Source organism: Lentzea sp. NPDC051208 (genome assembly GCF_040682435.1).
GTDB lineage: Bacteria > Actinomycetota > Actinomycetes > Mycobacteriales > Pseudonocardiaceae > Lentzea > Lentzea kristufekii.
In genome coordinates this window covers 136096-153708 of the sequence record NZ_JBFBAW010000005.1, presented here as the reverse complement: position 1 = coordinate 153708, position 17613 = coordinate 136096, and the positions used below count along the sequence as shown (strand labels likewise).

Here is a 17613-nt window from a genome sequence, read left to right as displayed (position 1 = left end):
TCCATGCCGCGTAGGCGCCTCGACGTGCTGAGGGGCTTCTCCGGCCGGTTCATCGCCGACCTGGACCGCCTCGAACGCACCCGCAACTACCTCTGGCCGGGCAGCACCGCGCTCGCTCTCGAAGCGTGGATCCGGTACGAAAACTCCCCGGCTCGCCGCTTCTGGCTGAACGACAGTTCCGTCGACGACTGCGGCTGCTGCCCACGTCCAGTCGAACAACGCCGGCTACTCGGCTTCGTCGCCCGCGCACTCCCCCGCAGGAGCGCGAGGGAGCTGCGCAGGCGACTCGACGAGCTCGACGCCCGCTACTAGACCAGAGCAGCCGCCGCGGACCGCCTGAGCTTGCCGGACGGCGTCTTGGGCAACGTCCCCGGTGGCTGCACCACCACCGCGAACGGCCGCAGCCCCACGGCGTCCACAACACGGGCCGTGACCTGCTTCACCAAGTCCCTCTCGGCCTCGGCGTCCCCGGCCAGCTTCGACTCCACCACGACGGCGAACCGTTCGCGCTGCGTCCCGGCGTCGAGCCGCACGGCGACGGCGTTGCCGGGCCGCACCCCGTCCACCGAGCAGGCGGCACGCTCCACATCGGTCGGGTAGATGTTCCGGCCGCCCATGATGATGACGTCCTTGCGGCGCCCGCAGACGACCACCTGGCCGTCCTCCACCACGTACCCGAGGTCCCCGGTGGACAGCCACCCTTCGGCGTCCTGTGTCGCCAGTGGACCGTTCACCGTGAGGTAGCCGGGCGTGACGGCCTCGCCGCGGATCTGGAGCTCGCCGACGTCGCGGACGCCCAGCACCTCACCGGAGTCCGAGACCACCCGCAGTTCCAGGCCCGGCAACGGCGGCCCGAGCAACGGGAACGCACGCCCGTCCGCGGCGGGCACGGCCTTCTTGTCCGCCTCCACCGCGTCCGCGTCGACGACGTCCACCGACAGTCCGGTGAACAAGGGCGCGAAGGCCACACCCAGAGTGGTCTCCGCCATGCCGTAGGCCGCGAGGATCGACTCGGGCCGCAGCCCGAACCGCGCACCGGCGTCCACGAACGACTGCACGGCGGCCGGGTCGATCGGCTCGGCGCCGTTCAGCGCCAGCCTCAACGAGGACAGGTCGAAGGAATCGGACGAGGACGCGAGCCGGCGCGCCACGATCGCGTAGGCGAAGTTCGGCGCGGCGGTGATCGTGCCGCGGTGCCGGGTGATCAGGTCGGCCCACAACGTCGGGCGCGACAGGAAGTCGACGGGTGTGACCTTCACCAATTCCAGGCCGAACAGCATCGGGACGGTCAGGAACCCGACCATCCCCATGTCGTGGAACAGCGGCAGCCACGAAACCATGACGTCAGAGGCGGGATCGAGCGCCGCCGCGACGCGCATGCCCTCGGCGTTGGCCATGAGATTGCGGTGCGTGATGCGCACCGCCTTCGGATCGGCGGTCGATCCACTCGTCAACTGCAGCAGTGCCGTGGCATCCTCGGGGGTGGGAACAGGAGCAGCGATCGGTTCCGCGTCGAGTTCGGAGAGCAGTTTGTAAGGCACTCCGTGCTGGTCCAGAACGGCAGCCAGAGCGTCGAAAGGGCTGCCGAGCAGGACCAGGTGCGAATCGATCATGGCAAGCACCCGCAGCGTGTCCTCGGCCCACTCGGCCAGGTCGGTGCGCGGTGTGGGTTGATGCAACATCGTGACGCTGCCTCCACACAGCCATGCGGCCTGCACGGCTGGGGCGATCACGGCTGGTTCGGCGGCGAGCACGGCGATCGCGGTGCCCGGCGCCACGTCGAGCGCACCGGCCATCCGCCGGGCGCGTTCGTGCACCTCGGCCCAGGTCCGGCGGACTGGCTCGGCGGGTTCACCCGTCGTCATGCCCCTGTCCCCGCCGCTGGAGGCCGTCGCCAGCATCACATCCACGAACTGACTCATGTCCGCGATCGTAGTGGCGCCGTTTGGTCCATCAGGGCGAAACGTTATGCCACGCGAAACGCGATACTCCCCAGTACAGGTACGCAGGAGGAGGTCATTGGTGGATCGGGGCGGCCCCGGAGCGCAACATCGTCTACCCGCGCATCCGGCACCTCTGCTCTCCGCGCAGGACGTGGCCCTGGTCGCGTTCCACCGTCCCCCGCGAGGTCAGCGCGGGTACGACGCGGCTGAGGTGGACGCGTTCCTCGACCGGGTCGAGGGCACCATGAAGAGCAAGGACATCCTCACGCGTGAAGACGTGCTCAACGTCAAGTTCAGCACCGCGACCCGGGACCCGGGCTACGACGTGAACGAGGTCAACGTCTTCATGGAACTCGTGGCGGACACGCTGAGGTCCACTCCGCAACGCGCGCAGGCCTCCGCGCCGGCCAAGGGCGCGCACGCCACGTCGCAGGCGATGAGACCCGCGGTCCGGTTATCGCCCGACGACGTGGCCGCTGTGCGCTTCCACAAGCCGAGACCGGGGACCCGCGGCTACCACGAGGGACAGATCGACGCGTTCCTCGACCGCATCGAGCAGACCCTGCGGGGCAGGGACAACCTGACCGCGCAACAGGTGCAGGACGCCGTGTTCGGCGAGACCGCGCCCGGCACGTTCGGCTACGACGAGGAAGACGTCGACACGTTCCTCGACCTCGTGGTGCTGATGTTCGAGGTCGCTCCGCCGCCGCGCGACGCGGGCCCGCCGACCACGCAACTCCCGCCGCTCCCCCAGCAACAGCAGCGGCCACAGCAGCGCAGCGCACAGCCCGATCCACGGCCCCAGCAGCGCCCCCGGCAGTCCCCACCGCAGAAACGACCGCCGGCGCAGCAGCCCGCCTCGCAGCCGTCGGTCGAAGCGGCCAAGTTCACCGCGGCGGACATCCGCAACATCGCGTTCCACCGCCCTCCCCGCGGCCGCCGCGGCTACCAGGAGTCCCAGGTGGACGCGTTCCTCGACCGCATCGAGGCGACGCTGCTCGGCCAGGACAACCTGACCGCGAAGGACGTCCGCGACGTCAGGTTCTCCCGCCCGCTGATCGGCAGGCGCGGCTACGACGAGACCGAGGTGGACGGGTTCCTCGGCCAGATCGAGCAGCAGCTCTCCGGACCGGTGCGCAGCAGCATGCCGACGGTCAAGTCGTGGAAGGACCTGCGCCAGCTGCGGATCCCGCAGGCGGCGTCCGGGCAGCGCGGCTACCGCACCGCGCAGGTCGACCGGATGCTGGAGGAGATCGGCGTCGCGCTCGACGGCATGCTCGGGGCGACCGCCGACGAGGTCATGAAGGCGCGCTTCAGCTACGCGCTGCTCTCCGGCCAGGGCTACGACACGTCGTTCATCGACGAGCTGCTGCCCCTGCTCGCCGCCGAACTGCGCCGCCGCGGCAAGTAGCCCCGGCGGCGATCAGATCACGCGGCTCAGCCCTCGACGGCCTCGGCCGCGGCCATCCACTGAGCCTCCACGTCGGACTCCTCCGCCAGCACGGCACGGAGTTCGGCGTCGAGCTTGAGCAGCCTGGCGGAGTCGGTCGAGGCCTCGGCGAGCGCCGCGTGCAGCTCGGCTTCCTTCTTGTGCAGCGTTTCGAGGCGCCGTTCCAGCCGCGCCAGCTCCTTGCGGGCGGCGCGCTGGTCGGCTGCGTTCGAGGGGGCCTTGTCCGCGGCCGGGGCGGCGGACTCCCTGTCGCGCATCGAGTCGCGGCGCTTCAGGTACTCCTCGATGCCACCGGGCAGCTCGGTCAGCCCGCCGTCGCCGAACAGCGCGACGACCTTGTCGCACACGCGCTCGACCAGGTAGCGGTCGTGCGAGATCACGACGAGCGTGCCGGCCCACGAGTCGAGCAGGTCTTCCAGCTGCTGCAACGTGTCGATGTCCAGGTCGTTCGTCGGCTCGTCGAGCAGCAGGACGTTCGGCTCGGCCATCAGCAACCGGCACAGCTGCAGCCGGCGCCGTTCGCCACCGGACAGGTCGGACACGGGCGTCCACTGCTTCTGCGACGAGAAGCCGAACCGCTCGCCCAGCTGCGACGCCGACATCTCGTACTTGCCGAGCACGACGCGGCGAGCGACCTCCTCGATCGCCTCCAGCACGCGCATCGACCCGTTGAGGTCGAGCAGCTCCTGCGAGAGGTGCGCGATCTTGACCGTCTGGCCCTGGATCCGCTTGCCCGTCTCGGGTTCGCGCTCACCGGCCAGCAGCTTCAGCAGCGTCGTCTTGCCCGACCCGTTGACGCCGACGAGCCCGATCCGCTCGCCCGGCCCGATGCGCCACGTCAGGTCGCGCACCAACACCCGGTCCGGAATGGACAGTGTGGCGTCCTCGACCTCGATGACCGTGCGGCCCAGGCGCTTCTTCGCGAACGCCAGCAGCTCTACGTTGTCCCGCAACGGAGGCACGTCGGCGATCAGCGCTTCCGCCGCCTCGATCCGGTAGCGGGGCTTCGAGGTGCGGGCGGGGGCGCCGCGGCGCAGCCAGGCGAGCTCCTTGCGCGCCAGGTTCTGCCGCTTCTCCTCCAGCGTGTCCGCGAGCCGCTGCCGTTCGGCACGCGCGTAGATCCAGTCGGCGTAGCCGCCCTCGTACTGCTCGACCTTGCCGTTGACCACTTCCCACGTGCGGTTGCAGACGGTGTCGAGGAACCACCGGTCGTGGGTGACGACGACGAGCGCGCACCTGCGGGCCAGCAGGTGCTCCGCGAGCCACCGCACACCCTCGACGTCGAGGTGGTTGGTCGGCTCGTCCAGCACGAGGAGTTCGAGGTCCTGGATCAACGCCGCCGCGAGCACGACCCGGCGCCGCTCACCACCGGACATCCGCGACACCACGGAGTCGAGGCCCAGCGCCGTGATGCCGAGACCGTCCAAAATGGACCGGACGCGGGCGTCGGCCGCCCACTCGTGCTCGGCGTCGAACCCGAGCGGGTCGATCACCGCGTTGCGCACGGTCGACCCGTCCGGCAGCTCGGTCCGCTGCGTCACGACGGCCATCCGCAGGTCGCGCGACCGCGACACGCGGCCGTCGTCAGCGGGCTCCACCCCGGCCAGCACCTCGAGCAGCGTCGTCTTGCCACCGCCGTTCAGGCCGACGACGCCGATGCGGTCGCCTTCGTTGACGCCGAGCGACACGCCGTCGAGCAGCGGCCGGACGCCGAACGACTTCGACACGGACTCCAGGTTGACCAGGTTGGCCATCAAAACCTCACGACTAGTAAGAAACTGCCCGATGCAGGCTACCCAGCACCGCCAAAGCGCCTGCTCCTGACCGCACGCGGGGCCCTTTCGTACTGTCTGACAGTACGAAAGGGCCCCGCGTGCAGTTAAGCGTGCACCTCGGGCGGCGTCGGCTTGGGCTCTTCAGTCGCGATCGCCCGCGCTCCGGGCACCGGTCCGTGCGCCACGCGCACCGTCCGGCACACACCGGCGCCGGCGAGTTCGGCGGCCACGCGCACAGCCGCGTCAGCGTCCTCACACAGGAACGCCGTCGTGGGGCCGGAACCGGACACGATGCCGGCCAGCGCGCCCGCGTCGACACCCGCGCGGAGCGTCCGGCGCAGGTTCGGGCGCAGCGAGACCGCGGCGGCCTGCAGGTCGTTGCCGAGCAGCAGGGCGAGCTGCCTCGGGTCGCCGGAGGACAGGCCCTCCAGCACCGCCTCGACCGCGCCGACCCGCGGCGGATCTCCGTCCGCGCGCAGGCGGTCCAGCTCGTCGAAGACGTCCGGAGTGGACAGTCCACGGCGGTCGAACGCCAGCACCCAGTGGAACTGGTGGCGGCCCAGCACGGGCACGATCCGCTCGCCGCGGACGGTGCCCAGGGCGGTGCCGCCGTAGAGGGCGAAGGGGACGTCCGCGCCGAGCTTGCCGGCCAGTCCGGCCAGCTCGTCACGGCTGATGTCCAGGCGCCACAACGACGACAGGCCGACGAGCGTCGCCGCCGCGTCCGCGCTGCCGCCCGCCATGCCGCCCGCGACCGGAATGGCCTTGCGGATGACGACGCGGACCTTGGGGTCGTCCGCGTCCTTGCCGACGTGCGCGGCGAGCAGCTGGACCGCACGCCAGGCGAGGTTCGAGGCTCCGGTGGGCACCTGGTCGGCGCCTTCGCCGTGGACCTCGACGCCTGGCTCGTCGGCGACCGCGACCGTGACCTCGTCGACCAGCGACAGCGCCTGGAAGATCGTCACCAGGTCGTGGTAACCGTCCGGGCGCACGTCACCTACGGCCAGGTGCAGGTTGACCTTGGCCGGGACGCGAACTGTGACCGGGGGAGGAACGACTGCGAGCACCATGTCAGCGTACGGGCGTTCTGGGGTCCCGGACTCCTCCCCCGGTCACTGTCACGGTCAGACCGGGATGACCGAGCCGCTGAACGTCTGCTTGATGTAGTCCTTGACCTGCTGCGACCCGAGGAGTTCCGCCAGGTCGCGGACGCGCTTGTCGTCCTTGAGCTCGGCGCGGGTGACCAGGCCGTTCGCGTTCGGGTTGCCCTCGGCCTTCTCCAGCGCGAGCGAGTCGGTGGCCGGCTTGAGGCCCGCGTCGATGGCGTAGTTGCCGTTGATCACGGACGCGTCGGTGTCCTCCAGCGACCTGGGCAGCTGGGCGGCCTCCAGAGGAACGAACTGCAGGTTCTTGGGGTTCTCCGCGAGGTCGCGCACGGTCGGCTGGTCGACGGCCTTGAGCTTGATGAGGCCGTTGGCCTCCAGCAGCTTCAGGCCGCGGGCCTCGTTGGTGGCGTCGTTGGCCACCGCGATCTTGGCCCCGTTCGGGAGCTCGTCGAGCTTCTTGGCCTTCTTGGAGTACAGGCCGAGCGGCTCGACGTGGACGGGCTGGACCCACTCGACCTTCGCGCCGCTCTCCTTGGTGAACGTCTCCAGGTACGGGACGGTCTGGAAGTAGTTGGCGTCGAGCGACCCGTCGACCAGCGCCGTGTTCGGCTGCACGTAGTCGGTGAACTCGACGACCTCGATCTTCAGACCCTTCTGCGCGGCGAGGTTGTCGGCCACGTACTTGAGGATCTGGGCGTGCGGGACCGGCGAGACGCCGACCTTCAGCGTGTCGGACGCGCTGCCACCGCCGGACGAGCAAGCGGACAGAGCGGCCAAACCGGTCAAAGCTACTGCGATCAGGGCAGCACGAATACGCATGACGTTCCTTTTGAGAAATTGCTACGGGTCAGACCGAGGCGTGCCGGCGCCGGTCGGACGCACGGGCGGCACGGGTGAAACCGAACTGGATCACGGTGGTGAGCACGGCGAGCCACGCCACGGTGCTCCACAGGATCCGGTCGTTGAAGCGCTGGTAGCCCTCGCGGATGGCCAGGTCACCGAGGCCACCGCCACCGATCACGCCTGCCATCGCCGAGTACCCGATCAGGGCGATCACGGTGACGCCGATGGCGTTGATCAGCGCGGGCAGCGACTCGCGGATGAGCACGCTGCGCACGATCCTCAACGTCGAGGCACCGGTCGTGATCGCGGCCTCGACCACGGTCACGTGCACCTCGGACAGGATGTTCTGCACGAGCCGCCCCACGAACGGGATCGCTCCCACGGCCAGCGGCACGATGACCGCCGTGCTGCCGATGGAGCCGCCGACGATGAGGCGGGTGACCGACGTGAGCGCGACGAGCAGCACGATGAACGGCATCGAGCGGCCCAGGTCGGTGACGAAGCTGAGGATCCTGTGCACGGCGGCGTTCGGCCGCAGCCCACCCTTGGCGGTGAGCTGCAGCCAGACACCTACGGGAACTCCGAGAACTGTGGCGATGACGGTCGAGACGCCGACCATGTAGAGCGTCTCGCCGGTGGCCTCGACGAGGAAGCTGACGACGTCGGACCAGGGTGTTGCAGACCTCACGCAGCTACTCCCTGGGGGCCCTTCAAGGACCTCTGCACGGAGCCGCCGGCCTCACCGATCCACTCCAGAGCGGAGTCCGAGCGCTCGCCGTTCAGGCCGAGCCGGAACCGCGCGACGGGCGTCTCGCCCAGTCGCGTGAGGCCGCCACCGACGATGTTCAGCTCGACGCCGAACCGGTGCGAGGCCTCGGGCAGCAGCGCGCCGACCGCGGCGAACCCGACGAGCACGACGTCCGCGACGCGGTCGTAGCTGCTCTCGTTGATCGGGTTGAGGTCGACGGCGGGCAGCAGCGCACTGCTCGTGCGGCTCGCGACGTCGTTGACCAGGTCGAGCACCTTGCCGTGTTCGACGACGCGGCCCTGCTCCAGCACGGCGACGTCATCGCAGATCTTCCGGACCACGCTCATGTCGTGCGTGACGACGAGCACGGTCACACCGAGCTCAGCGCGCGCACGGTCGAGCACGGTCAGCACGGAACCGGTGGTCTCCGGGTCCAGCGCGGACGTGGGCTCGTCGGCGAGGAGCACGGACGGGTTGGCGGCGAGGGCGCGCGCCACGGCGATGCGCTGGCGCTGCCCGCCGGACAGCTGGTCGGGGTACGAGGCGGCCTTGTCGGTGAGCCCGACGAGGTCCAGCAGCTCGCCCACACGGGTGCGGCGCTGCGGTCCGGGGACGCCCGCGGACTCCAGCGGCAGCGCGATGTTGCCGGCCGCCGTGCGCTGACGGAGAAGCGAATCCCCTTGCGGCACAACGCCGATCTGTCGGCGAGCGGCCCTGAGGGCCGACCCGTCGAGGCTGGTGATATCGGTGCCGTCGACGCGGATCGCCCCGGAGTCGGGACGCTCCAGCAGCGCGACGCAACGAGCGAGCGTCGACTTGCCGGCGCCACTCGGGCCGACCACGCCGAGCACGGTTCCGGCCTCGACGTCGAGGGTCACGCCGTTGAGGGCACTGACGCCCTGGAAGGACTTGGTGAGGTTTTCGACAGTGATCACGTCTGCTCCACGGCTGCGCGCGACGGCACACAGTCCGTTCGTGGCGGACGTGCGCGGTCGAAGGTTCTGCTCAGGTGTGTGCGCCACTCGTTGAATGAGTGCGCGTCAGAGGACTTTGAGAAGGCGCCCTAGACGAGTTGGCGACGACATGCAGAAGACGAGCGACGGCACTGGTCGATGACTCGACGGCGCGTCAGCATTCGCACGGTACCCATGGTGCTCCTCCATCGGTCCTGGCGTTAGCACCTGCCCGCATCCAGCGGGTGGTTGCTGCGACGTCGTAGAGCCAGGTCTCTCAGTCGCTCCGGATGGCAAGTAGCAGTCAACCGGACGGACGTTCGGTTGCGCAAGCCAAAACCGGATTCGTTCGACAGATCACACTGTTGGCCGAAGGATCCCCGGCCTAGACCTCAGCGATCCGGATGAAGTCGATCACGCTCAGCTGCTCGCCCCGAACCTGGGGATCGATGCCCGCTTTCGCGAGCAGTTCGTCGATGTTCCCCGGGTTACCGGCCCAGCCCCTGAGCGCGGCCCGCAACGTCTTGCGGCGCTGGGCGAACGCGGCGTCGACGATCTGGAAGAGCTTCTTGCGATCCACAGTGGACAGGGGCTTTTCGTGACGCTGGAAGGAAACCAGACCGGAGTCCACGTTGGGCGCGGGCCAGAACACGTTCTTGCCGACCGCGCCGGCCTTCTTCGCCTCGGCGTACCAGGCGAGCTTCACGCTGGGCACGCCGTAGATCTTGTTCCCGGGCTTGGCGGCCATGCGGTCGGCCACCTCCGCCTGCACCATCACCAGACCCTTTTGCAGGCTGGGGAGTTCGGCCAGCAGGTGCAACACCACCGGGACCGCGACGTTGTAGGGCAGGTTCGCGACGATCGCGGTAGGTTGCGCCGGCAGGTCTTCTTGGGTGACTTTCATGGCGTCCTTGAGGACGACGTGGAGCTTGCCGGCGTTCTCCGGGTCCATCTCGCTGACCGTTTGCGGGAGGCGGTGTGCGAGCGGGGGGTCGATCTCGACCGCTACGACCTTGCTGGCGTTGGGGAGCAGGGCGAGGGTCAGGGAGCCCAGGCCCGGGCCTACCTCCAGGACGACGTCGTCCGGGGTCAGGCCGGCCGCGGCGACGATCTTGCGGACGGTGTTGGGGTCGTGCACGAAGTTCTGGCCCAGCTTCTTGGTCGGGCGGATGTCCAGCTCTGCGGCTAGACGGCGGACTTCGGCAGGACCCAGCAGGCTCACTTGGGCATTCTCGCAGGCTTGGTGGCGGAGGGCTGGGCTGGGACCTTGCTGGTGGGCCTGTGGTGGGGTGCCGGGGTCGGCTTGCGTTGGCCTGTCGCGTTCCAGCGGGGCGGATCGCCTGCCTTGCGGGTGGTCGCCTTGCGAGGGGCCGGAGTTGGGCAGCGCGCGGGTCGGCTTGCGTTGGCCTGTCGCGTTCCAGCGGGGTGGGTCGCCAATGCGCTCAGGTCACCTTGTGTGGGTGGTCGCCCAGGCAGGACCGGGCCGGTGCCGGTCATCGCCGCTTCGCGACGATAGCGATTGGGGCTTGACCTTGAGCCTCTGGCGGGATGCTGGACGGCCGGAAAAGGCCGGGCTGAAAAGCGCCCGGCCGTGCCCGTGAGGGGAGCATCCCGCCCCCTCAAGGTCAAGCCCCAATCGCAGTGCGGTGGTCGCTTCATTACCGCTTGACCAGCAGACCAAGGTTCACACGCCTCGGCTCCGCCATTGCCGCTGGCGACAGGTGGCTCGGCTCCGCCGTTGCCTGTTGCGTGCGGAGGGACGCCTCGGCTTCGCCATTGCCGTGGGCGGGAGGGTGGGCTTGGCTCCGCCGTTGCCCTGTGCGCTGGGGGGGACGCCTCGGTTCGCCATTGCCATGGGCGAGAAGGTGACCGGGCCGCCGTCGCCCTGCGCGATGCCTGCATGCCGCATCTCGCCCGCCATGTGCCACCGTGCCCTGCCACAGCCCGTCCGATGCTCGCCGCTACCCGCCCTGCCGCGCCCCAATCGCTGCCCGGCCACTCCCGGCCCAGCCGAACCCTGTTCGGTGCGCCGGATCTCGACGCGAGCGACCCCGGCAACGACGAAGGCCGCCCGTGGCGAACCAGGGCGGCCTCAGTCAGGGGGACGGGAAAGAGGTTTACGGCAGGCCGAGCTTCGCGCGGCAGCCCGGCCACGCGCCGTACGTGCCGCCTGCGCGGTCGCGCAGCTTGGTGGCTACCGCGATCTGCTGTTCGCGGGTTGCCTGGTGCGGGAGCGAGGCGTAGGCCTGGCCGCCGTGTGCTGCCCAGGTGCTGGCCGAGAACTGGAGGCCGCCGTAGTAGCCGTTGCCGGTGTTGATGGCCCAGTTGCCGCCTGCTTCGCACTTGGCGAGGCGGTCCCAGACTTCGCCGTCGGGCAGCGGCTTGGTGCCCACGGTGATCTTCTTGGGCTTCGGCTCCTTGGTGATCTTGCCGCCGATCTTCTCGCGGCTGATCTCCTTGCCGTTCTTCACCGTCACGCGGTAGGTGCTGGTCTGCTCGCCCGGGGTGCCGGGGTCGGTGACGGTCTGCTGGCCCGCGGTCATGTTCGGGTCGTTGGTCTTCTCGACCGGCGGGGCGACCGGCTCGTTCACGTTGATGACCGTGACGCCGGTGCGGGAGATGTAGATCTCGGCGCCCGTGGCCAGCTTGACGTCCGTGCCGGAGGCGACGGCGTCTTCCGGGCCGAGGGAGAGGTTCTCGCTCTTGAGCAGCTCGTCGACGGTCAGCGCGGTCGTCTTGACCTCGCGGACCGGGTTCGCGCCGTCGAACAGCTTGACGTTCTTGAGGGTCTTGACCTCGACGCTCATGCCCTCGAGCGGCACGTCGTGCGAGCCGGGGGCCGACATCCAGGCGCCTTCGAGCGGCACGCCGAGCTGCTTGGCGGCCTCCTCGACGGTGACGGAGCGGACCCAGTCCTCGCGGGCCTGGCCGTCGATGCTCATCTTGAGCAGCCGGCCGCGGTCGAGGCTGATCTTGCCGCCGTCGGAGATCGGGGCGTTCAGCGACGGGGACAGGGCGTCGTGCTCACCGACGACGATCCCTTCCTCCGCCAGGACTTCGCCGACCGTGCCTTCGTAGGAGTGGACGGTCTGCATCGCGCCGTCGACCTCGACGGTCAGCGACTTGTCCATCGCCATGGCGGTCACGCCGCCACCGGAGATCGACACGAGGACCGCGGCGACGGTGCCCTTGAGGAAGCGGCGCTTCCACGTCGAGGCCGCCTTGACGAGGACCTGCGGGTCGTCGAGCTCTTCGTCCTCCGACGGGAGGACGAGCGGCGGCATGATCGTCGTCTCGGCGTTGATGAGACGGATCAGCTCGTCGACGTCGACGTTGGCCGAGGCGAGCAGGTCGTCGGCGTCCGGGCCGAGCACCTCGAGCACGTCCGCGGGCGTGATGGTCAGCGCACCGGCGGGGAAGCTCGGGTGGGGGTCGGCGACGTCAACGGCCGTGCCGCCGACCGGCGTGAACCAGTCGGTGTCGTCGTTGAAGTCGTACGGAGCAGCAGCTCTGTCGCTACCAGACAAGGGTCGATACCTCCATTGCGGAAGCTGTGAGGCCACCGCACAGTTGGCGTTGACAAGATCATTCGAGTTGGAGCTCGAAGGTTCCCGGCAACTCCTCCTACGTGGTCTCGCTTCTTCGCGCTTCTGGCTTCGGTCCCGCCCCGACTGCGGGCGTGCTCCGAACCGACAAGGTCGACTCAGGTGGCACGGTCACGGGACAGTAACGGGGTAGCCGACGTTGCGCAAACACCCCCGCCAATGTTGTGACCTCAGTCACTTCATGGAGGTAGGAACCCTTTGCTCCGTTCGCTCTAAGCCGCATTTCAGTGATCAAGCCCGAACACTCGTTGAGCAGTACGGGTGACGGCGACGCAGAGTTCAGAAAGATCTTCGCCACGCAACGTGGCGAGATCGCGAACTGTGTAATTCACACAATATGGTTCATTCGGACGCCCACGATAGGGATGGGGCGTCAGGAACGGCGCGTCCGTCTCGACCAGGAGCTGGTCCTGCGGAACGAAAGCGGCCGCTTCCCGCAGCGCACGGGCGTTCTTGAACGTCACGGGGCCAGCGAACGACAGCACGTACCCCGCGTCGACGCACCGCCGGGCGAAGTCCGCGTCACCGGAGAAGCAGTGGAACACCACAGTGGACGGTGCGCCCTCGGAGTCGAGGATCTTGAGGATGTCCTCGTGCGCGTCCCTGTCGTGGATCATCAACGGCTTCCCGACGCGCTTGGAAAGGTCGATGTGCCAACGGAAAGCCTCGTGCTGCGCGGCCGGCGGCGAGTAGTCCCAGTAGTAGTCCAGACCGGTCTCGCCGATCGCGACCACGCGGGGCAGGACGGCCAGCCGCTCCAGTTCGGCCTTCTCCTCGTCACCGAACGAGGAGGTGCGCGTCGGGTGCACGGCGACCGCGGCGTAGACCCGGGAGTCCCAAGTGGACGCTTCGGCGGCCCACTGCGCGGCCTTCAGGTCGTCCGCGACCGTGATCACGTGCGAGACGCCGGCGGCCTCTGCCCGATCGAGCAGGACCGCCACGTCCGCGGCATCGGTGGCCCCGCACGCGTCGAGGTGCGTGTGGGCGTCGATCACCGGTGCCGGAAGAGCTTCCGGCACCGGTGGTCGTTCACGCTTGTCCGCCACTACTCGGTCACGATCGGAGCCCACTCGGGCCCGACCTCGCCCAGCTTCGAGTCCAGCTTCGTGAACAGCGGCGACGGCTTCTGCAGCGGCCGGCCGACCTCAAGAGGCGTGGACTCCCACTTGGCCTGCTCACCCGCGTAGTCACCGGTGAGCACCGGGTACGAGCGGTCGGGGATGTCGAGGTCGTCGACCTCGGTCAGCTCCGGCTGCGCGGCCCACACGCCCGTGCCACCCAGCGCCTCGTGGATCTTCTGCGCCGAGTGCGGCAGGAACGGCGTCATGAGCGTGTTCGCGTCCTGCACGACCTGCAACGCGGTGTGCAGCACCGAGTCGCGGCGGTCCAGGTCGTCCTTGAGCTTCCACGGCTCCTGGTCGGACAGGTACTTGTTCGCCAGCGAGATCACGCGCATGGCCTCGCCGGAGGCCTGCTTGAACCGCGAGCGGCGCAGGTGCGCGCCGACCGTGTCGAACGCCGCCTTGGACTGCGCGAGCAGCTCGTGGTCGGCGGGGGTCAGCGCCGTGGCCTTCGGGATCGCACCGACGTTCTTGTGCGCCATCGAGATCGAGCGGTTGACCAGGTTGCCCCACTCGTTCGCCAGCTCGAAGTTCGTCCGGCGGACGAACTCCTCCCAGGTGAAGTCGGTGTCCTGGTTCTCGGGACCGGCGACGGAGATGAAGTACCGCAGCGCGTCCGGCCCGAACTCCTTGAGGAAGTCGCCGACGTAGATCACGGTGCCGCGCGAGGTGGAGAACTTCGAGCCGCTCATCGTCAGGTACTCCGACGACACGACCTCGGTCGGCAGGTTCAGCGTGCCGAACCGGCCGGGCTCGCCGCCCTTGTCGCCCGCGCCGTTCTGCCCGAGCAGCAGCGACGGCCAGATGAGCGAGTGGAAGACGATGTTGTCCTTGCCCATGAAGTAGTAGCCCTGGGCGTCACCCGTCCAGAACTCCTTCCAGGCGTCGGGGTCGCCGGTGCGGCGCGCCCACTCGACGGACGCGCTCAGGTACCCGATGACCGCGTCGAACCACACGTAGAACCGCTTCATCGGCTGGTCGCTCCACCCGTCGAGCGGGATCGGCACACCCCAGTCGAGGTCGCGGGTGATGGCGCGCGGCCGCAGGTCCTTGATCAGGTTCTGCGAGAACTTGAGCACGTTCGGACGCCAGTCCGACCGCGTGCCCATCCAGCTGCCCAGCGAGTCGATGAACGCGGACAGGTCGAGGAACAGGTGCTCGGTCTCGACGAACTTCGGCGTCTCGCCGTTGATCTTCGAGCGCGGGTTGATCAGTTCCGACGGGTCGAGCTGGTTGCCGCAGTTGTCGCACTGGTCGCCGCGCGCGCCCTCGTACCCGCAGATCGGGCAGGTGCCCTCGATGTAGCGGTCGGGCAGCGTGCGGCCGGTCGACGGGCTGATCGCGCCCATCTCCGTCTTGGGGACGACGTAGCCGTTCTTCCACAGCGCGGAGAACAGGTCCTGCACCACCTGGTAGTGGTTGCCGGTGGTGGTGCGGGTGAAGAGGTCGTAGGACAGGCCGAGGCCCTGGAGGTCAGACGCGATCACACGGTTGTACTTGTCGGCGAGCTCACGAGCCGTGAGCCCTTCCTTCTCGGCCTGCACCTGGATGGGTGTGCCGTGCTCGTCCGTGCCGCTGACCATGAGCACCCGGTGTCCGGACATTCGCATGTAGCGGGAGAAGACGTCGGACGGGACACCGAAACCGGAGACGTGACCGATGTGCCTGGGGCCATTGGCGTAAGGCCAGGCCACCGCGGTCAGTACGGAGGCACTCATGGCAATAGCCTACGGAGGCGGTGCCAGGGGGTTTTCACCGAGTGGGAGGTCTGTTTGTCCGCGACCAGAATGCTGGTGCTCGGCGTGGTGAAGCTCGTCGGCGAGGCACACGGTTACGTGGTGCGCCGCGAGCTGAAGTCGTGGTCGGCGGACAGCTGGGCGAACGTGCAGCCGGGTTCGATCTACCACGCGCTGAAGTCGCTGGCCAAGGACGGCCTGCTGGAGCCGGTCGGCACCGAGGAGCCCGGCGAGGGCCCCGCCCGCACCACCTACCGGATCACCGCCGCGGGTGAGCGCGAGCTGCAGGACCTGCTCGGGCACGCGCTGGCCGATCCGGCCGCGGGCAACGACGAGGTCTCCGCGGGCGTGGCGATGCTCAACCTCGTCCCGCGCAAGCAGGCGGTCGTGCTGCTGAAGAACCGGCTGGCGGGCCTCGAAGGGCAGCTCACCCCCACCCGGCACGGCGTCGAGTCGATGCCGGAGATGGGCAAGCCCGCGCACGTCAGCGAGCTGTTTCGACTCTGGCTCGTCCATCTCGAAGGCCAGGTGCGCTGGACTCAGGAGCTGATCGAACGCCTAGAGGCCGGTGCGTACGAGCTGAAGGACTAGTCAAATTTGATTAGTTCCCGCTAGCCTCTAGTCAAAGTTGACTAGAGGGGGTTTCGTCATGATCAAGGCACGCGGCCTCGCGCGCCGATTCACCACGAAGACCGGTCCGGTGGACGCGGTCAGAGGGGTGGACATCGACGTCGCCGAGGGCGAGCTCGTGGGGTTCCTCGGCCCTAACGGGGCAGGCAAGTCCACGACGTTGCGCATGCTCACCACGCTGCTGCAGCCGACCGCCGGTGAGGCGGAGATCGCCGGGCACGACCTGCTGACCGACCCGGCCGGGGTCCGCCGCAACATCGGCTACGTCGGCCAGAAGAACGGCGCCGGCCAGGACCAGCGCGTCGCCGACGAACTGGAGTTCCAGGCCCGCTTCTACGGCCTGTCCCGGCCCGACGCCCGCAGGAAGGTCGCCGACCTGCTCGAACGGTTCGACCTCCAGGGCCTGGAGAAGCGCGGCGTCGTCACGCTGTCAGGCGGCCAGCAGCGCCGGCTCGACATCGCGATGGGCATGCTGCACGACCCGCGGCTGCTGTTCCTGGACGAGCCGTCCACGGCACTCGACCCGCAGAGCCGCCGCAACCTGTGGGATCACATCAGGCAGCTCAAGGCCGACGGCGTCACGGTCTTCCTGACCACCCACTACCTGGACGAGGCCGACTACCTCAGCGACCGGCTGCTGGTCATCGACCACGGCTCGATCGTGGGCGAGGGCTCACCCGACGAGCTGAAGCACCGCGTCTCCGGCGACCTCGTCGTGCTCGGCACACCGCAGGCCTCGGTCGTCGCCTCGAAGTTCGAGAACGCGGTCGTCGACGGCGAGCAGGTCAGCTTCCGGATCCCGAACGGCGACCGCGCGTTGCCGGGCCTCCTGCGCGACCTCGACAACATCGGCGTCGAGCTGCACTCGGTGCAGGTGCACCGGCCGACGCTCGACGACGTGTTCCTGACCATGACCGGCCGCTCCCTGAGGGAGGAAGCCGATGCTGCGTGACACCTGGCTCGTGTTCTGCCGCGTGATGCTGCCGGTCCTGCGCAACCCTGTGGCCGTCGTGTTCGGGATCGCCCAGCCGCTGCTCTACCTCGGGCTCTTCGGACCGCTGCTCGGCGACACCGGCTGGCAGTGGTTCGTGCCGGGCCTGCTGGTGCAAATGGCGTTGTTCGGCACCGCCTACGCGGGCTTCTCGCTGCTGCCCGAGGTGCGCACGGGCGTGATGGAACGGCTGCGCGTCACCCCGGTCAGCCGGATCGCGCTGCTCGTCGGCAGGGTCGGCAAGGACGTGGTGCTGCTGGTCGTGCAGAGCCTGCTGATCATGCTCGCCGCGATGCTGTTCGGCTTCCGGGCCACGGCCGGGCAGATGCTGCTCGGACTCGGGCTGGTGGCGTTGCTCGGCATCGCGATCGGCTCGGTGTCGTACGCCATCGCGCTGAAGGTGAAGCTGGAGTACGTCTTCGCGTCCGTGCTGTCGGCGTCGATCGTGCCGTTGATGCTGCTCTCCGGCGTGCTGCTGCCGATGTCGAACGGCCCGCAGTGGCTCTACTGGCTGTCGCGGCTCAACCCGCTGGCGCACGTCGTCGACGCCGAACGGTCGATCTTCAACCCCGGCACGATGCTGTACGGGCTGATCTCCGTGGTGGCGTTGGTCCTGGTCGGCGTGTTCTACGGCGTCCGCACGTTCAACAAGGAGTCAGCTTGACGCACGCGGGGACCTTTCGTACCGCATGAGAGTACGAAAGGTCCCCGC

General features: G+C 68.9%; 15 protein-coding genes and 1 riboswitch. Of the genes, 5 read left to right on the top strand and 10 right to left on the bottom strand.

Annotation, left to right across the window (positions count from 1 at the left end):
- The first annotated feature begins 3 nt into the window (after positions 1 to 3).
- Positions 4 to 312, top strand: a complete 309-nt coding sequence (locus tag AB0M48_RS13565; protein ID WP_363840386.1) for a hypothetical protein — start codon at positions 4 to 6, stop codon at positions 310 to 312.
- On the opposite strand, the gene AB0M48_RS13560 is transcribed toward AB0M48_RS13565, so the two are convergent.
- A complete protein-coding gene (locus AB0M48_RS13560) occupies positions 309 to 1922 on the bottom strand; it encodes a fatty acyl-AMP ligase (RefSeq protein ID WP_363840383.1) in 1614 nt (537 codons plus the stop codon). The genes AB0M48_RS13565 and AB0M48_RS13560 overlap by 4 nt on opposite strands.
- Positions 1923 to 2022: 100 nt before the next feature.
- On the opposite strand from AB0M48_RS13560, the gene AB0M48_RS13555 reads away from it, so the two are divergent.
- Positions 2023 to 3354: a DivIVA domain-containing protein gene (locus AB0M48_RS13555; RefSeq protein WP_363840380.1), complete on the top strand. Its 1332-nt coding sequence runs from the start codon at positions 2023 to 2025 to the stop codon at positions 3352 to 3354.
- Between the two features lie 26 nt (positions 3355 to 3380).
- Here the strand turns inward: AB0M48_RS13555 and AB0M48_RS13550 are convergent, their stop codons facing one another.
- The 9 genes from AB0M48_RS13550 to metG all read right to left on the bottom strand — a co-directional run bounded on the left by AB0M48_RS13550 (position 3381) and on the right by metG (position 15262).
- Positions 3381 to 5147, bottom strand: a complete 1767-nt coding sequence (locus AB0M48_RS13550; RefSeq protein ID WP_363840377.1) for an ABC-F family ATP-binding cassette domain-containing protein — start codon at positions 5145 to 5147, stop codon at positions 3381 to 3383.
- A 125-nt stretch (positions 5148 to 5272) separates the two neighbouring features.
- Positions 5273 to 6238 (bottom strand): 4-(cytidine 5'-diphospho)-2-C-methyl-D-erythritol kinase, encoded by a 966-nt coding sequence (locus AB0M48_RS13545; RefSeq protein ID WP_363840374.1) that lies wholly within the window; start codon positions 6236 to 6238, stop codon positions 5273 to 5275.
- A gap of 54 nt (positions 6239 to 6292) precedes the next feature.
- Complete coding sequence (locus AB0M48_RS13540; protein WP_363840371.1) at positions 6293 to 7093, bottom strand: MetQ/NlpA family ABC transporter substrate-binding protein; 801 nt, start codon at positions 7091 to 7093, stop codon at positions 6293 to 6295.
- A gap of 28 nt (positions 7094 to 7121) precedes the next feature.
- Positions 7122 to 7805, bottom strand: coding sequence for a methionine ABC transporter permease (locus AB0M48_RS13535; RefSeq protein WP_363840368.1), 684 nt, complete (start codon positions 7803 to 7805; stop codon positions 7122 to 7124).
- Complete coding sequence (locus tag AB0M48_RS13530) at positions 7802 to 8800, bottom strand: methionine ABC transporter ATP-binding protein (protein WP_363840365.1); 999 nt, start codon at positions 8798 to 8800, stop codon at positions 7802 to 7804. The genes AB0M48_RS13535 and AB0M48_RS13530 overlap by 4 nt, the downstream gene beginning before the upstream one ends.
- A 221-nt stretch (positions 8801 to 9021) precedes the next feature.
- A riboswitch (SAM riboswitch) is annotated at positions 9022 to 9115 on the bottom strand.
- A gap of 88 nt (positions 9116 to 9203) precedes the next feature.
- A complete protein-coding gene (gene rsmA, locus AB0M48_RS13525; RefSeq protein WP_363841299.1) occupies positions 9204 to 10034 on the bottom strand; it encodes a 16S rRNA (adenine(1518)-N(6)/adenine(1519)-N(6))-dimethyltransferase RsmA in 831 nt (276 codons plus the stop codon).
- 901 nt (positions 10035 to 10935) lie between these two features.
- The gene (locus AB0M48_RS13520) at positions 10936 to 12345 is read right to left on the bottom strand and encodes a transglycosylase family protein (RefSeq protein WP_363840362.1); all 1410 of its coding nucleotides are present in this window, start codon (positions 12343 to 12345) and stop codon (positions 10936 to 10938) included.
- Positions 12346 to 12647: 302 nt separating this feature from the next.
- Positions 12648 to 13442, bottom strand: a complete 795-nt coding sequence (locus tag AB0M48_RS13515; protein ID WP_363840359.1) for a TatD family hydrolase — start codon at positions 13440 to 13442, stop codon at positions 12648 to 12650.
- A gap of 26 nt (positions 13443 to 13468) precedes the next feature.
- Positions 13469 to 15262: a methionine--tRNA ligase gene (metG, locus tag AB0M48_RS13510; RefSeq protein ID WP_363840356.1), complete on the bottom strand. Its 1794-nt coding sequence runs from the start codon at positions 15260 to 15262 to the stop codon at positions 13469 to 13471.
- Between the two features lie 54 nt (positions 15263 to 15316).
- On the opposite strand from metG, the gene AB0M48_RS13505 reads away from it, so the two are divergent.
- From AB0M48_RS13505 to AB0M48_RS13495, 3 genes are read left to right on the top strand one after another with little or no spacing between them, the layout of a single operon-like run.
- Positions 15317 to 15871 (top strand): PadR family transcriptional regulator, encoded by a 555-nt coding sequence (locus AB0M48_RS13505; RefSeq protein ID WP_363840353.1) that lies wholly within the window; start codon positions 15317 to 15319, stop codon positions 15869 to 15871.
- A 58-nt stretch (positions 15872 to 15929) separates the two neighbouring features.
- Entirely contained in the window at positions 15930 to 16862 is a 933-nt protein-coding gene (locus tag AB0M48_RS13500) for an ATP-binding cassette domain-containing protein (protein ID WP_363840350.1), read from the top strand.
- A complete protein-coding gene (locus AB0M48_RS13495; protein WP_363840347.1) occupies positions 16852 to 17565 on the top strand; it encodes an ABC transporter permease in 714 nt (237 codons plus the stop codon). The genes AB0M48_RS13500 and AB0M48_RS13495 overlap by 11 nt, the downstream gene beginning before the upstream one ends.
- Positions 17566 to 17613: the final 48 nt, after the last annotated feature.

What these genes read in the sequence shown, in the direction of transcription:
- AB0M48_RS13565 (WP_363840386.1), top strand. Translation starts at nt 4, where the DNA reads ATGCCGCGTAGGCGCCTCGACGTGCTGAGGGGCTTCTCCGGCCGGTTC.
- AB0M48_RS13560 (WP_363840383.1), bottom strand. Translation starts at nt 1,922, where the DNA reads ATGAGTCAGTTCGTGGATGTGATGCTGGCGACGGCCTCCAGCGGCGGG.
- AB0M48_RS13550 (WP_363840377.1), bottom strand. Translation starts at nt 5,147, where the DNA reads ATGGCCAACCTGGTCAACCTGGAGTCCGTGTCGAAGTCGTTCGGCGTC.
- AB0M48_RS13545 (WP_363840374.1), bottom strand. Translation starts at nt 6,238, where the DNA reads ATGGTGCTCGCAGTCGTTCCTCCCCCGGTCACAGTTCGCGTCCCGGCC.
- AB0M48_RS13540 (WP_363840371.1), bottom strand. Translation starts at nt 7,093, where the DNA reads ATGCGTATTCGTGCTGCCCTGATCGCAGTAGCTTTGACCGGTTTGGCC.
- metG (WP_363840356.1), bottom strand. Translation starts at nt 15,262, where the DNA reads ATGAGTGCCTCCGTACTGACCGCGGTGGCCTGGCCTTACGCCAATGGC.
- AB0M48_RS13500 (WP_363840350.1), top strand. Translation starts at nt 15,930, where the DNA reads ATGATCAAGGCACGCGGCCTCGCGCGCCGATTCACCACGAAGACCGGT.
- AB0M48_RS13495 (WP_363840347.1), top strand. Translation starts at nt 16,852, where the DNA reads ATGCTGCGTGACACCTGGCTCGTGTTCTGCCGCGTGATGCTGCCGGTC.